At 71.2% G+C, this 13,022-nt stretch carries 17 protein-coding genes; 10 read left to right on the forward strand and 7 right to left on the reverse strand.

The annotated features are described in order from the left end of the window. Position 1: 1 nt before the first annotated feature. Genes KZC50_RS08830 through KZC50_RS08840 form a run of 3 tightly spaced genes read right to left on the reverse strand, consistent with a single transcriptional unit; the run spans position 2 to position 2,225 of the window. Complete coding sequence (locus KZC50_RS08830; RefSeq protein ID WP_310891399.1) at positions 2 to 724, reverse strand: ABC transporter permease; 723 nt, start codon at positions 722 to 724, stop codon at positions 2 to 4. Then, on the reverse strand, positions 721 to 1,404 hold the full coding sequence (locus tag KZC50_RS08835; protein WP_301134472.1) for an ABC transporter permease: 684 nt from the start codon (positions 1,402 to 1,404) through the stop codon (positions 721 to 723). Before KZC50_RS08835 ends, KZC50_RS08830 begins: the two co-directional genes overlap by 4 nt. Further along, the gene (locus KZC50_RS08840; RefSeq protein ID WP_310891400.1) at positions 1,401 to 2,225 is read right to left on the reverse strand and encodes an ABC transporter ATP-binding protein; all 825 of its coding nucleotides are present in this window, start codon (positions 2,223 to 2,225) and stop codon (positions 1,401 to 1,403) included. Before KZC50_RS08840 ends, KZC50_RS08835 begins: the two co-directional genes overlap by 4 nt. Before the next feature lie 144 nt (positions 2,226 to 2,369). Between KZC50_RS08840 and KZC50_RS08845 the strand changes: the two genes are divergently transcribed. Genes KZC50_RS08845 through KZC50_RS08855 form a run of 3 tightly spaced genes read left to right on the forward strand, consistent with a single transcriptional unit; the run spans position 2,370 to position 4,062 of the window. After that, positions 2,370 to 3,023, forward strand: a complete 654-nt coding sequence (locus tag KZC50_RS08845) for an NAD(P)H-binding protein (protein WP_310891401.1) — start codon at positions 2,370 to 2,372, stop codon at positions 3,021 to 3,023. Further along, positions 3,020 to 3,535: a GNAT family N-acetyltransferase gene (locus KZC50_RS08850; protein WP_372461289.1), complete on the forward strand. Its 516-nt coding sequence runs from the start codon at positions 3,020 to 3,022 to the stop codon at positions 3,533 to 3,535. Before KZC50_RS08845 ends, KZC50_RS08850 begins: the two co-directional genes overlap by 4 nt. Positions 3,536 to 3,549: 14 nt before the next feature. Beyond that, a complete protein-coding gene (locus KZC50_RS08855) occupies positions 3,550 to 4,062 on the forward strand; it encodes a bifunctional nuclease family protein (protein ID WP_310891402.1) in 513 nt (170 codons plus the stop codon). A 9-nt stretch (positions 4,063 to 4,071) separates the two neighbouring features. Here KZC50_RS08855 and KZC50_RS08860 read toward each other — a convergent pair whose 3' ends face one another. Next, positions 4,072 to 4,575 (reverse strand): GNAT family N-acetyltransferase, encoded by a 504-nt coding sequence (locus tag KZC50_RS08860; protein ID WP_310891403.1) that lies wholly within the window; start codon positions 4,573 to 4,575, stop codon positions 4,072 to 4,074. Further along, positions 4,572 to 4,919, reverse strand: a complete 348-nt coding sequence (locus KZC50_RS08865; RefSeq protein ID WP_310891404.1) for an ArsR/SmtB family transcription factor — start codon at positions 4,917 to 4,919, stop codon at positions 4,572 to 4,574. Before KZC50_RS08865 ends, KZC50_RS08860 begins: the two co-directional genes overlap by 4 nt. 55 nt (positions 4,920 to 4,974) lie before the next feature. On the opposite strand from KZC50_RS08865, the gene KZC50_RS08870 reads away from it, so the two are divergent. Beyond that, positions 4,975 to 6,339, forward strand: coding sequence for an NAD(P)-binding domain-containing protein (locus tag KZC50_RS08870; RefSeq protein ID WP_310891405.1), 1,365 nt, complete (start codon positions 4,975 to 4,977; stop codon positions 6,337 to 6,339). 12 nt (positions 6,340 to 6,351) lie between these two features. Here the strand turns inward: KZC50_RS08870 and KZC50_RS08875 are convergent, their stop codons facing one another. Together KZC50_RS08875 and KZC50_RS08880 are read right to left on the reverse strand one after the other, a co-directional pair. Beyond that, positions 6,352 to 6,744, reverse strand: coding sequence for an arsenate-mycothiol transferase ArsC (locus KZC50_RS08875; protein ID WP_310891406.1), 393 nt, complete (start codon positions 6,742 to 6,744; stop codon positions 6,352 to 6,354). Continuing rightward, complete coding sequence (locus KZC50_RS08880) at positions 6,741 to 7,454, reverse strand: aquaporin (protein WP_310891554.1); 714 nt, start codon at positions 7,452 to 7,454, stop codon at positions 6,741 to 6,743. The genes KZC50_RS08875 and KZC50_RS08880 overlap by 4 nt, the downstream gene beginning before the upstream one ends. A 66-nt stretch (positions 7,455 to 7,520) precedes the next feature. Between KZC50_RS08880 and KZC50_RS08885 the strand changes: the two genes are divergently transcribed. The 6 genes from KZC50_RS08885 (at position 7,521) to KZC50_RS08910 (ending at position 12,997) form a co-directional block, all read left to right on the forward strand. Further along, positions 7,521 to 8,441 (forward strand): metalloregulator ArsR/SmtB family transcription factor, encoded by a 921-nt coding sequence (locus tag KZC50_RS08885; protein ID WP_236967575.1) that lies wholly within the window; start codon positions 7,521 to 7,523, stop codon positions 8,439 to 8,441. A 36-nt stretch (positions 8,442 to 8,477) separates the two neighbouring features. Then, positions 8,478 to 8,891, forward strand: a complete 414-nt coding sequence (locus tag KZC50_RS08890) for an arsenate reductase ArsC (RefSeq protein WP_310891407.1) — start codon at positions 8,478 to 8,480, stop codon at positions 8,889 to 8,891. Further along, the gene (locus tag KZC50_RS08895; RefSeq protein ID WP_310891408.1) at positions 8,891 to 9,556 is read left to right on the forward strand and encodes an arsenate reductase ArsC; all 666 of its coding nucleotides are present in this window, start codon (positions 8,891 to 8,893) and stop codon (positions 9,554 to 9,556) included. Before KZC50_RS08890 ends, KZC50_RS08895 begins: the two co-directional genes overlap by 1 nt. 39 nt (positions 9,557 to 9,595) lie before the next feature. Continuing rightward, a complete protein-coding gene (locus KZC50_RS08900; RefSeq protein WP_310891409.1) occupies positions 9,596 to 9,733 on the forward strand; it encodes a hypothetical protein in 138 nt (45 codons plus the stop codon). A gap of 79 nt (positions 9,734 to 9,812) precedes the next feature. After that, on the forward strand, positions 9,813 to 12,605 hold the full coding sequence (locus KZC50_RS08905) for a DUF4040 family protein (protein WP_310891410.1): 2,793 nt from the start codon (positions 9,813 to 9,815) through the stop codon (positions 12,603 to 12,605). Beyond that, positions 12,602 to 12,997, forward strand: coding sequence for a cation:proton antiporter subunit C (locus KZC50_RS08910; protein ID WP_310891411.1), 396 nt, complete (start codon positions 12,602 to 12,604; stop codon positions 12,995 to 12,997). Before KZC50_RS08905 ends, KZC50_RS08910 begins: the two co-directional genes overlap by 4 nt. The last annotated feature ends 25 nt before the right edge of the window (positions 12,998 to 13,022 follow it).

Genomic DNA, 13,022 nt, shown 5'->3' on the forward strand with positions numbered 1-13,022 from the left:
ATCAGGCGGTCGCGGCGCGACGGGCCGAGCGCGCGGGACCGGAATGGTGGCGGGTGGCGGCACGGATGCCGGCGGGTGTCGCCCCGCGCTGCCACAGGGCGAAGAGCCCGTCGAGCACGAGCGCGAGAGCGGCGACGAGGATGGCGCCGCCGAGCACGATGTCGAAGCGGCGGAGTGGGATGCCGGCGATGATGTACTGCCCGAGCCCGCCGAGGTTGACGTACGCGGCGATGGTGACGGTCGCCACGACCTGCAGGGTCGCCGCCCGGAGGCCCGCGACGAGGAGGGGGAGGCCGAGCGGCACTTCCACCCGCCACAGCACCTGCCACGGGGTCATCCCCATCGCCCGAGCGGCGTCGATGACCTTGCGGTCGATCGCCTCGAACCCGGCGTAGGCGCCGGCGAGGATCGAGGGGATCGCGAGCAGGACGAACGTGATGATCGCCGCCTCCGCGCTCCGCAGCACGCCGAGGAGGAGCACGAGGAGGATCAGCAGGCCGAAGGACGGGACTGCGCGAGCGGCGCCCGAGATCGCCACGGCGATGTCGCGCCCCTTGCCGGTGTGGCCGATCGCCCACCCCGCCGGAACGGCGATCAACGCGGCGATGAGCACCGAGATCACGGTGAACCACACGTGCTCGCCGAGGGCGATGGGAATCGGGGCGAGCCCGCGGCCGGGGTCGCCGGAGAAGATCCAGGCGAAGGCGTCGAGGATGAGGTTCACGCGACGCTCACCTCCAGCGGCACGGCGCCGCGTCGGGCCCGACGGCGCTGCGCGCGCGTCCACGGCATCGCGATGCGTCCGGCCGCGACGAGCACGAGGTCGATGATCACCGCGATGAGGACGACGGCGATGATCCCGGCGACGACTTCCGCGATGATCCGGCGCTGCAGGCCGTTGGTGAAGAGGTACCCGAGGTTGGTGATGCCCACGAGCGCACCGACGGTCGCGACGGCGATCGTGCTGACCGCCGTGACGCGCAGGCCCGCGAGGATGACCGGCCCGGCGAGCGGGAAGTCGACCGCGAAGAACCGTCGCACCGTGCCGTAGCCCATCGCCGTGGCTGAGAGGCGCACGGCCGGATCCACGGCGTCGAGTCCGTCGGCGACGGAGCGCACCATGAGGGCGACGGCGTAGATGGTCAGCGCGAAGATCAGGTTCAGCTCCGAGCGGTAGAGCGTCCCCAGAACCACCGGCAGGATCGGCAACAGTGCGAGGGAGGGGATCGTGTAGAGCAGGCCGGTGACGGTCAGGATGCTCCCGCGCAGCCGGGTGAAGCGCCACGCGACCCAGCCGATCGGCACCGCCACGAGGAACCCGAGGATGATCGCGATCACCGACTGACGGAGGTGCACCACCGTCAGCTCCCAGATGAGGTCGAGGTTGTTCAGGACCCAGGTCACGGAGCGTCTCCCACGATCGCCCCCTGCGTGCGTCCGGCGCTGTCGACCACCACCGTTCCGCGATCGGTCTTCTTCAGGGTCAGGGCGCGCGATCCGCGGTCGACGCCGATGAAGCTCGCGACGAAGTCGGTGGCCGGGTTCTCGATGATCTCGCTCGGGGAGCCGACCTGGGCGATCTTCGCGCCCTTCTCGAGGATCACGACCTGGTCACCGAGGAGGAACGCCTCGTCGATGTCGTGCGTGACGAACACCACGGTCTTTCCCAGTTCGCTCTGCAGGCGGATGAGCTCCTGCTGCAGGTCGGTCCGCACGATCGGGTCGACCGCGCCGAACGGCTCGTCCATCAGGAGGATGTTCGGGTCGGCGGCGAGCCCGCGCGCCACACCGACACGCTGCTGCTGCCCGCCGGAGAGCTGGCTCGGGTATCGGTCGGCGAGCGCTCGGTCGAGGCCCACGGTGTCCATGAGGTCGAGGGCGCGCTCGCGCGCCTTCTTCCGCGGCGTCCCCTCGAGCACCGGGACGGTGGAGATGTTCTCCACGACGGTGAAGTGCGGCATGAGTCCGGAGTTCTGCATCACGTACCCGATGCTGCGACGAAGCCGCACGGCATCCTTGTCGAGCACACTCTCTCCGTCGATGGCGATATCCCCGTGGGAGGGGTCGACCATGCGGTTGATCATGCGCAGAAGTGTGGTCTTGCCGCACCCCGACGATCCGACGAAGACCGTGGTTTTGTGGGCGGGGATCACGAGGTCGAAAGCGTCGACCGCGACGGTGCCATCGGGGAATCTCTTCGTGACGGAGCGGAACTCGATCGACATACGGGCCCTTTCCGGAGCGTGGAGAAAGCAAACCACACTGCACCGACACCCCGCCCCTCTTGACACAACACGGCGTCATACGCCAGGCCCGATTCGCGCGGATACGCCGCGGCTAGGCTCGGAGCACCCTCGGAAGGAGCCCTCATGTCTCGCGTCCTGCTCATCGGCGGCCACGGAAAGATCGCCCTGCTGCTCGAACCTCTCCTCGTCGACCGCGGCGACACCGTCACCGCCGTCATCCGCAATCCCGATCACGACGCGGAAGTCGCCGCGACCGGTGCCGCTCCGCTCGTCGCCGACGTGCAGTCGTTCGACGTCGACCAGCTGACCAACCTGGTGAGCGGCAACGACGCGGTCGTGTGGGCCGCCGGCGCCGGTGGCGGTGACCCCGAGCGCACCCGCGCGGTGGACCGCGATGCCGCGATCCGCTCGATCGACGCGGCGGTCGCCGCCGGGGTCCGCCGCTACGTGATGGTGTCGTACTTCGGTGCGGGCCCCGACCACGGCGTCCCCGAGGACAACGACTTCTATGCCTACGCCGAGGCCAAGGCCGCCGCCGACACCCACCTGCGCGAGAGCGGGCTGGACTACACGATCGTCGCGCCGAGCTCCCTCACGCTCGAGGAGCCGACCGGGCGCATCGACGTCCGCGCGGAGGAGTCCGGTTCCGTCGCACGTGCCGACGTCGCCGCGGTGATCGCCGCCGTCCTCGCGGACGACCGGACGATCGGCCGCACCATCTCGTTCAACACGGGCGGCCAGCCGATTGCGGACGCGGTCGCCGACGCCGCGTCGTGACCGGGCGGATCCTCGCGGACGGCGCGATCCTCCGTGCCGCCGCGTCCGATGACGCGCCCGGCATCCTGTCGTGCATCCAGGCGCTCGCCGTCTACGAACGCGAGCCGGATGCCGTCGAGAACACCGTCGAGGCGCTCACCGAGACGCTCTTCGGCGCCGAGCCGCGCGCGTTCGCGCACGTGGTGGAGCGCGACGGGGAGGTGAAGGCCATCGCCGTGTGGTTCCTCACCTACTCGACCTGGACGGGCCGTCACGGCATCTGGCTCGAGGACCTCTTCGTCCACGAGTCGGAGCGCGGTCGCGGATACGGGAAGAGCCTCCTGTCGGCCCTCGCGGGCATCTGCGCCGAGCGCGGTTATCCGCGACTGGAATGGACGGTGCTGGACTGGAATACTCCGGCCGTGGAGTTCTATCGCGCGATCGGCGCCGAACCGATGAGCGAGTGGACGACGCAGCGGATGACGGGGGACCGGCTCGCCGCCCTCGCGGCGCTGAACGGACCCCGAGACTGAGAGGAAGCGATCGCATGGTGCAGGTCCGCGTGGCGGGGGTGGCCCTCGACGCCGCCCAGCAGCACGTCATCCTTTTGAAGCCCCTCGAGGACCTCCCTGGGGAGGGGCGCCTCCTGCCCATCTGGATCGGCGCACAGGAGGCGACGTCGATTCTCGTCGCCGTCGAGGGTGCTCCCGTGCCGCGTCCCCTCGCACACGACCTCATGCGCGAGATCCTCGACACCCTCGGCGCGACCGTCGACCGCGTCGAGGTGACGCGTATCGACGAGGGCACGTACTACGCCGACGTCGTGCTGGACACCCCCGTCGGTTCTCGCGTGGTCGATGCCCGGCCGTCGGATGCCGTGGCGCTGGCTTCGCGGACCGGAGCGTCGATCTTCGTCGCCGACGAGGTGCTGGCCGAGGCGGGCGTGATCGACACCGTCACCGGGGAGGACGAGGACGGCGTCCCGGTGGATGCGGAGGAGAGCGTGGACGAGTTCAAGCGCTTCCTGGAGGATGTCGATCCCGACGACTTCCGCGGCTGAGCGCAGAGATCAGTCGCGGCGGCGGCGCTCGATGAGGATCGTGTCGCGCCACTGCCCGGCCCACGGGCCGAAGGTCATCAGGGCGATGCGTTCACGCCTGCCGACCTCGCGGAAGCCCGCACGGCGGTGAGGCGAGAGGCTGGCGGGGTTCTCCGGGAAGACACTCGCCTGGACCGTCCAGATCCCGGCGCGGTCGGCCGCATCGAGGAACGCGGCGAGGAGATCGGACCCGACCCCTCGTCCCCGGGCCGACGTCGCCACGTACACGGAGTGCTCCAGGACGCCGCGGTACACGTCGCGGGACGAGACCGGGGAGGCGGCCACCCATCCGAGGACGACGTCCTCTCGGACGGCGACGAGCCGTGCGATCGACGCCCGGGTCGCGTCGAAGGCCTCCCATGTCGGGGGATCCGGATCGAAAGTCGCGTTCCCCGCCCGGATCCCCTCACGGTAGATCTCCTCGACCGCCGGCCAGTCGGCCTCGACGAGGGGGCGGATCCGCACCCCGCTCACGCGCGGAGGAAGCCGGCGGCGCGGGCGAGGGCGGCCGGCTCCACGCGGTAGTAGGCCCAGCGGCCGCGCTGTTCGCGAGAGGCGAGCCCGGCTTCGACGAGGAGACGCATGTGGTGCGACACGGTCGGCTGCGCGAGCCCCACGGGGGCGGTGAGGTCGCAGATGCACGCCTCGCCTCCCTCGGAGGAAGCGATCAGCGACATCAATCGGACGCGGGTGGGGTCGCCGAGCGCCTTGAAGATCCGGGCGATCGGCTCCGCGTCGGCGGGCGACAGGGCGATTGCGTCCGCCGGTGTCGCGCACGCTGCACCGTCCACGCGGACGAGGGGGAGAGCGGCGGCCATACCCGATGGTGACACATCCATTGACAATTGTCGATGCATCGATGATCCTCGATGCATGGACGCCGCTCAGACCGCCGCACCTCCGTCTCCCGACCTCCCGGTCATCGTGATCGGCGCCGGCCCTCAGGGGCTCGCCGCCGCCGCCCATCTCGCCGAGAGAGGCCTGCCGTTCCTCGTGCTCGAAGCCGGTGCGGGCCCGGCATCCGCCGTCGCCGAGTGGGATCACGTGCGACTCTTCTCCGAATGGCCGGAGGTCATCGACGCCGCTGCGGCGCGGTTGCTGAGGTCCCGGGGCTGGACTGCCCCGACGTCCGGCTACCCCACGGGTGCGCAGTGGATCTCGGGGTACCTCGTCCCGCTCGCGGATGCGGTGGGCGACCGTGTCCGCTACGACGCGCGCGTCACCGGGGTGTCCCGTGTCGGCCGCGACCGCCTCGTCGACGCGGGGCGCGGGGACCAGCCCTTCGTCGTCCACGTGCAGTCCGCGGACGGCGCGGAGGAGCGCCTCCTCGGCCGGGCTGTCGTGGACGCATCGGGCACGTGGGGATCGCCGAACCCCGCCGGGGCCGACGGGCTGCCGGCGATCGGCGAACGGGCGGCGACCGACCTGCTGTCCTATCGGATCCCCGACTTCCGGGACCGCGCGGGTTTCGAGGGCCGGCACACCGTCGTCATCGGGTCCGGCCACTCCGCGATCACCGCCGTCCTCGCCCTGGCCCGGATGGCCCGACGGGACCCGGAGACGCGTGTGACGTGGGCGCTGCGGCGCGCTGACGCCGGCGGCGCTTACGGTGGCGGTGCGGGCGACGAGCTCCCCGCCCGCGGCGCGCTCGGTCGGCGTGCGCGCGAGGCCGTCGACGCGGGCCTGGTCGAGCTCGTCATCGCGTTCCGCGTCGAACGCGTCGAACGCGACGAGGCCCGGGTCTCGCTGGTCGCCGAAGACGGTCGCAGGCTGATGGCCGATCGCGCCGTCGTCCTCACCGGATTCCGCCCCGACCTGTCGTTCCTCAGTGAGGTGCGCCTGGACCTCGATCCGACGCTGCAGGCGCCCCGCCGCATCGCGGCGGAGATCGATCCGAACGTCCACTCCTGCGGATCGGTGGCGGCCACCGGTGCGGTCGACCTCGCTCAGCCGGAGCCGGGGTTCTACCTCGTCGGGGCGAAGTCGTACGGTCGCGCACCGACGTTCTTGGCCCTCACCGGCTACGAGCAGGTCCGCAGTGTCGTGGCCGAACTCGCCGGCGACCGGGAGGCGGCGCGGCGCGTGGAGCTTGTTCTCCCCGACACCGGGGTGTGCGGCGGTGCGGGACTCTTCGACGCCCCGGCCGCGACGTCCGACGGGGGTGGCGGATGCTGCGCGGTGCCGTCTGTGCCGGCATCCGGAGTGTTGCAGATCGGTCGCGCCCCCGCGGGAGTCTGACGGGCGGTGCGATCAGCCGAGGAGCTCGCCGGCGATCCGGGCCCGAACGGCGTCCCGGAGCGGCCGCACCGCCTCGGCATCCCAGGACTCGGGGTTCGGGAAGCTCCATTCGAGCAGTTCTCCGCGCACGGGGGCGGGTAGCCGGAGTCCCGGCTTCATGAGAACCACCAGGTCGGCATCGTCCAGGTCCGCCGCGGTGACCGCGCGCGGCGTCCGAGCGGTGATGTCGACATCCAGCTCGCGGAGGCTGGCGGCCACGGCGGGATTCACCTCGTCCGCGGGGGAGAGCCCTGCGGAGGCGGCGGTGAAGCGCTTGCCGCCGTCGAGCTCGAGCAGCGCGGCGCCGAGCTGAGAGCGGCCGGCGTTGTGCTGGCAGATGAACAGGACGACGGGCGTGGGCGTCATGACCGGGTGGCTCTCGTGTCGGCGGAGGATATAGTCGCGGGATCCGGCGCGGCGACCGGGAAGAGCAGGCGGACCACCAGCAGTCCGATCGCGGCGCCGACCAGCTGCGCGCCGACGAACGCCGGGGCGGATGCCGGGGCGATCCCTGCGAACGTGTCGCTGAACATGCGACCGATCGTGATGGCGGGGTTGGCGAAGCTCGTCGACGACGTGAAGAAGTACGCACCGCCGATGTAGGCGCCGACCGCCGGTGCCGCCCACGCGGAGCGCCCGGTGCGGACGAGCGCGAAGATGACGGTGATGAGCCCGGCGGTGGCGACGACCTCCGAGAGCAGGAGGTTGACCGCTGACCGGTCGGTCATGCTCCAGGCGATCGCCGGAGCGTCGAACATGAGGTTCGCGAGCACCGCGCCGGTGATGCAGCCGGCGATCTGGGCGGGAAGATAGCTCGCCGCCGTCGCCCACGAGCGGCGATGGAGGAGGATGTCGACGACGGTGACGACCGGGTTGAAGTGCGCCCCCGAGACGGGCGCGAAGACGAGGATGAGGACTGTCAGGCCGAAGGCCGTCGCAAGGGCGTTCTCCAGCAGTTGCAGGCCGGTGTCGCCGGGCGAGAGGCTCTGCGCGGCGATTCCGGAGCCGATGACGACGACGGCGAGTCCGGCGCTGCCGAGGAACTCGCCGGCCAGGGCGCGCGTGGAGGGGTTCATGCGAGGGGACCGTTCGGGCACGCATAGACCATAGTCGATGTTTCCGGCGCGGATAGACTGCCGTCTATGGATTCCGTCGAGCAGATGCGCGTTCTCGGCGACCCGACGCGCGTGCGCATCCTCGCCCTGATCCGAACCGCGCCCGACGGGCGTGCGCTCGTCGGCGATCTCGCCCGCGCGCTCGACCTCCGGCAGCCGACCGTGAGTCACCACATGAAGGCGCTCGCCCACGCCGGCATCGTCCATCGCGACCCCGATGGCCGCCGCGTCTGGTACTCCATCGCCCCCGACGTCGCCGAGCGCGTGGAAGCGGTCCTGGGTGCCGGCGATGCGGTCGACGGCCCCGCGCCGGACCTCGATCGCATCGCGTCCGACCTCGACATCCGGTTCCGCGGGGTGTTCGCCCGCGAGACGGTCCGCGCCGTCGTCGGTGAGAGCTACGACCTCCTCGCAGCCGCGGGGCCGCGCCCCCTGCTCACGAGCAGATCGGCCTCCTTCGCGGCATCCCGACTGGAAGCGCTCGCGCGCGCCGGTGACGCGGAGGCGCGAGTGTCGGATGCCGTCCCCACCGTGCTGTTCGTCTGCGTCCAGAACGCCGGACGCTCGCAGATGGCCGGGGCGATTCTCCGGCGTCTCGCGGGGGATGCCGTTCGCGTCCGGACCGCCGGCTCTCGTCCCGCCGCCGAGGTCCGTTCGGCGATCGCGGCGTCGTTGGACGAGATCGGGGCGGCTCTCGACGGCGAGTTCCCCAAGCCCCTCACCGACGACGCGGTGCGCGCCGCGGACGTTGTGGTCACGATGGGCTGCGGCGACGCATGCCCCGTCTACCCGGGTCGCCGGTACCTGGATTGGGATCTCGAAGATCCCGTCGGAGCGTCGCCCGAGCGGATCCGCGCGATCCGCGATGACATCGAACGACGGGTGCGCGCGCTCTTGGGTGAACTCCTCTCGGATCGTTCGCTCGCCGTTCACCCAATCGATAGATGAAGGTCTATGCTTTCCCGTGAGAGAAAGCGAGACCCCATGACCGCCACCCCCACCGTCCTCTTCGTCTGCGTCCACAACGCCGGACGCTCCCAGATGGCCGCCGGCTACCTGCGCGAACTCGGGCGGGGTGAGATCGAGGTCCTGTCCGCGGGCTCCGCGCCCAAGGATTCGATCAACCCCGTCGCCGTCGAGGCGATGGCCGAAGAGGGCATCGACATCGCGGCGAACACGCCCAAGGTGCTGACGGTGGAAGCCGTCAAGGAGTCCGACGTCGTGATCACGATGGGATGCGGCGACGCGTGCCCGATCTTCCCCGGTAAGCGCTACGAGGACTGGGAGCTCGACGATCCGGCCGGTCAGGGCATCGAGGCCGTCCGCCCGATCCGTGACGACATCCGTCGCCGCGTCGAGACCCTCGTCGCCGACCTCCTCCCCGCCCGGACCGCCTGATGGGCGCGGGGCGCGGACAGGCGCCTCTCCTGTCGCCGGATGCCGTCCTCCACCGCGCGGCCGAGCGCCTGGCCCTCCAGTTCACCGGCATGGTGAGCGAGGAGACCGTCGAGCGCGTGGTCTACGAGTCCTACACCGCGCTCGGGCGCACGGCGCGGGTCTCGACCCACCTCGCCTCCCTCGCGGAGAAGTTCGCAAGGGACCGGCTCACCGCTCTCGCCCAGTCCCGCGGGTTGATCGTCAAGACGGTTCCCGAGGTGCTGTACGTCTGCGTGCAGAACTCGGGCCGCTCGCAGATGGCCGCAGCCCTCACGCGCCACCTCGCGGGCGACCGGGTCCACGTCCGCTCCGCAGGTTCGCAGCCCGGTGAGGGGATCCTCCCGACCGTCGTCGAGGCGCTCGCCGAGATCGGAATCGACGTGTCGGAGGAGTTCCCGAAGCCCCTCACCGACGACGTGGTCCGCGCCGCGGACGCGGTCATCACGATGGGCTGCGGAGACGCCTGCCCGATCTATCCGGGCAAGCGCTACCTCGACTGGGAGCTGACCGATCCCGCCGACCTGTCGCTCGCCGACGTGCGGGTGATCCGCGACGACATCCGCGCGCGGATCGCGGACCTCCTCGACGAGCTGGGCGCGACCGAGGGGCTCGCGGCGGGCGTCTGAGCGGAGCCGATCTCCGACCGGCTCCGGTAGGATGGCGCGGTGCGATTCCTGCGTGAGACGATGACCCCGGCCCCCGCGCCGGCGTTCTCCGTCCCGCTGCACACCGGCACCAACGGCTACATCTCCCGCTGGGGTGCGAACCTGTCCGGCAGTGCGCCGGCATCCGCTCTTCGGTAAGCGCCGAATCGGGGTCATCGCACGCGTGGCGAGGTGACCGCGTCCCGACCGGTGAAGCTGTGACGGATGAGGTACGCGGATGCTGTGGGCATCTCTGATTCTTGTCGGCGCCACGTGCGCCGTCGCCGCACCGGTCGCGCGCGCCGCGGGCCGGGCCGCCGGATGGTGGCTCGCGCTTCCCCTGGTCGTGGCCGCCGGAATGCTGGCGGCACTCGGGTCCGGATCGGTGTGGGTGCCGTGGATGCCGACCCTCGGGGTGGGCTTCGGCCTCCGCCTCGACGGGCTCTCGCTGCTGTTCTCGCTGATCGTCCTGGTGATCGGTGCGCTGGTGCTGATCTACTCGGCGCGGTACCTGCCGAGGGGCCCGAACGCGTCCTTCTTCGTGTTGATGACCGGCTTCGCCGCGGCGATGCTGCTCCTCGTCCTCGCCGACGACCTCGTGCTGATGTTCGTGGCCTGGGAGGCGACGACCCTCTGCTCGTTCTTCCTCATCGCGCGGTCCGGCAAGGATGCGCGTGAGCCGGCGATCCGCACCCTCCTCGTCACCGCCGCGGGCGGCCTGAGCCTCCTCGCCGCGGTCGTGGTCATGTGGGTGGGAACCGGGACGACCCGCATCACCGACGTCCTCATGTCCGACGCCTGGGCCCAGCCCGGATTCGCGATCCCGGTGGCGCTGCTCCTCGCCGGAGCGGTGTTCACCAAGTCGGCCCAGTTCCCGTTCCAGGCGTGGCTCCCCGACTCGATGGTCGCCATCACCCCGGTCTCGGCGTACCTGCACGCCGCCGCGATGGTCAAGGCCGGCATCTACCTGGCCCTGTTGTTCTCCCCGGCCCTCGCCGGTGAGCTCGTCTGGTCGAGCCTGCTCATCACCTCCGGTCTCATCACGGCCGTCTTCGGCGCCGTCACCGCCCTCCGCCAGACCGACCTGAAGGCGCTCCTGGCCTACTCCACGATCAGCCAGCTCGGGCTCCTCGTCGCCATGATCGGCGTCGGCACCCCCGAGGCCCTCACCGCCGCCGTCGTCCACACCGTCGCCCATGCCCTGTTCAAGGCGGCTCTGTTCATGCTCATCGGCGTCATCGATCACGAAGCCGGCACCCGCGACATCCGCGAGCTCGCGAAGCTCCGGATCCGGATGCCGATCACCATCGGCGCACTCGCCCTCGCCGCGGCGTCCATGGCCGGCATCCCGCCGCTTCTCGGATTCGTCAGCAAGGAATCGATGTTCGCGGCCTTCGTCGAGGCGCCCGGGCCCGTGTGGTTCCCGGTGGTGCTCACGGTCGTCGGAGCCCTCACCGCGGTGTTCACGTTCGCGTACTCGGGACGCATCGTCCTCGGCGCCCTCGGCGGGCGGACCGCGTCCCGGACCGTGACGGAGGCGCCGGTCCTCTTCTGGGGAGCGCCCGGGCTCCTTGCTGCGGCGGGGCTCGTCCTGGGAGTCCTGCCCTTCCTGCTCGACGGCCTCGTCGCCGGAGCCGCGACCTCGTCTGTCGGCGCTCCCGTCGACGCGTATCTCGAGCTCTGGCACGGGTTCAACCTTCCGCTCGCCGTGTCGGCGACCGTGATCGCGCTCGGAACGGCGATGGTCGTCGGCCGCGCGCGCGTGGGGCGCGTGACCGATCTGCTGCGCTCGCCCGTCTCGGGACTGGCGGTCGTGGACGCCACGCGGGCGGGCATCGTCCGCCTCGGCGGGCTGGTCGGACGCGCAGCCGGCACGACGAAGCCCGCGCGGCACCTCGCCATCCCCGTCGCCGTCCTGATCGTCATCGCAGCCGTCGGCGTCTTCACCGTCCCGCGGCTGCCCGAGGTGGTCGGTGACCCGACCCAACCGATCGACTGGCTGCTCCTCGCCCTCGTCGCGGCGGGGACGATCGCCGCGGTCCGTGCCCGGACGCGCATCGCCGCGATCGTCGTGACCGGTGTGGTCGGCGCGAGCATGACGGTGTGGTTCTTCGTCCTCGGGGCCGCCGACGTCGCGATGACGCAGCTCCTCGTCGAGATCCTCACCGTGTGCGTCATGGTGCTGTTGCTGCGCCGCCTGCCGCGAGAGTTCTCGCCCCCGCGGGCGAAGCGCCGCCGCATCCTGCCCGCTGTCCTCGCTCTCGGCGCGGGAGCAGCCACGACCCTCGGCGTCTGGGCGCTCACCGGACGCCGCGAGATGTCGCCGGCGGCGGAGTTCTACCTCAGCGAGGGTGAGACCCTCACCGGCGGGGCGAACATCGTCAACACGATCCTCGTGGACTTCCGCGCCTTCGACACGCTCGGCGAGCTCACCGTTCTCGGGGTCGCGGGGATCGCCATCGCCGCCCTCCTGTACTCGCGGCGGCCGTCGCCGGTGCGCTCGGCCCGGCTCCTCCGCGGCACACCCCTGTCGGATGCCGCGGCCAACAGCGTCTTCGTCCGCACCGTCGCGCGGGTGCTCGTGCCCGTCATCGTCCTCCTGTCCGCGATCCTCCTGCTGCGGGGCCACCAGGAGCCGGGTGGCGGCTTCATCGCCGCGCTGATCGGCGGCGCCGGCTTCGCGCTGCTCTACCTCGCCGCTCCCAGCGAGTCGGCGGCGCGCATCCGCTGGCCGTTCCTCGCTCTCATCGGCTCGGGCATCGTCGTCGGCGCGGGGACGGGCCTCCTGGGGTACTTCGGTGGATCGTTCCTCCGGCCGCTCAGCATCGAGATCCTCGGCACCAAGCTCACCACGGCGCTCGTGTTCGACGTGGGCGTCTACCTCGCCGTCGTCGGCGTCGTGCTGACCGCCCTCAACCTCCTCGGGCGGCAGCACCACACCGAACGGGAGGAGGGCGGGCCCGACCCTGATCCGAAACCCGACCGGACTCCGACCCCCACCCGTGCCTCGAGAAAGGTGGCCTCGCGATGACCGTCGCCCTCACCGCCGGCATCCTCGTCGCCGGCGCCGTCTACCTCTTCCTGCAGCGCGAGATGCTGCGCGTGATCCTCGGTTTCATCCTGCTCGGCAACGCCGCGAATCTCGTTCTGCTCGCCGCGGGCGGCACCGCGCGTCGCGGCGAGCCGTTCGGCACCCCGGCGGACCCGAGCACGATCGCCGATCCGCTGCCGCAGGCGTTCGTGCTGACGGCGATCGTCATCGCGTTCTCGCTGACGATCTTCATGCTCGTCCTCGCCGTGACCGGCGACAACGATGACGACACCTCCGACGGCACCGAGCCGGAGGACGACGACGAGACGGTGGAGGACGTCGGCGTGCACCCGGACGAGGTCCTCGCGGCCGAGAGGGGGATCACCTCGTGAGCGCCGCCCTCCTTCCCCTCTTCGT

The organism is Microbacterium aurantiacum (assembly GCF_031625015.1).
GTDB lineage: Bacteria > Actinomycetota > Actinomycetes > Actinomycetales > Microbacteriaceae > Microbacterium > Microbacterium aurantiacum.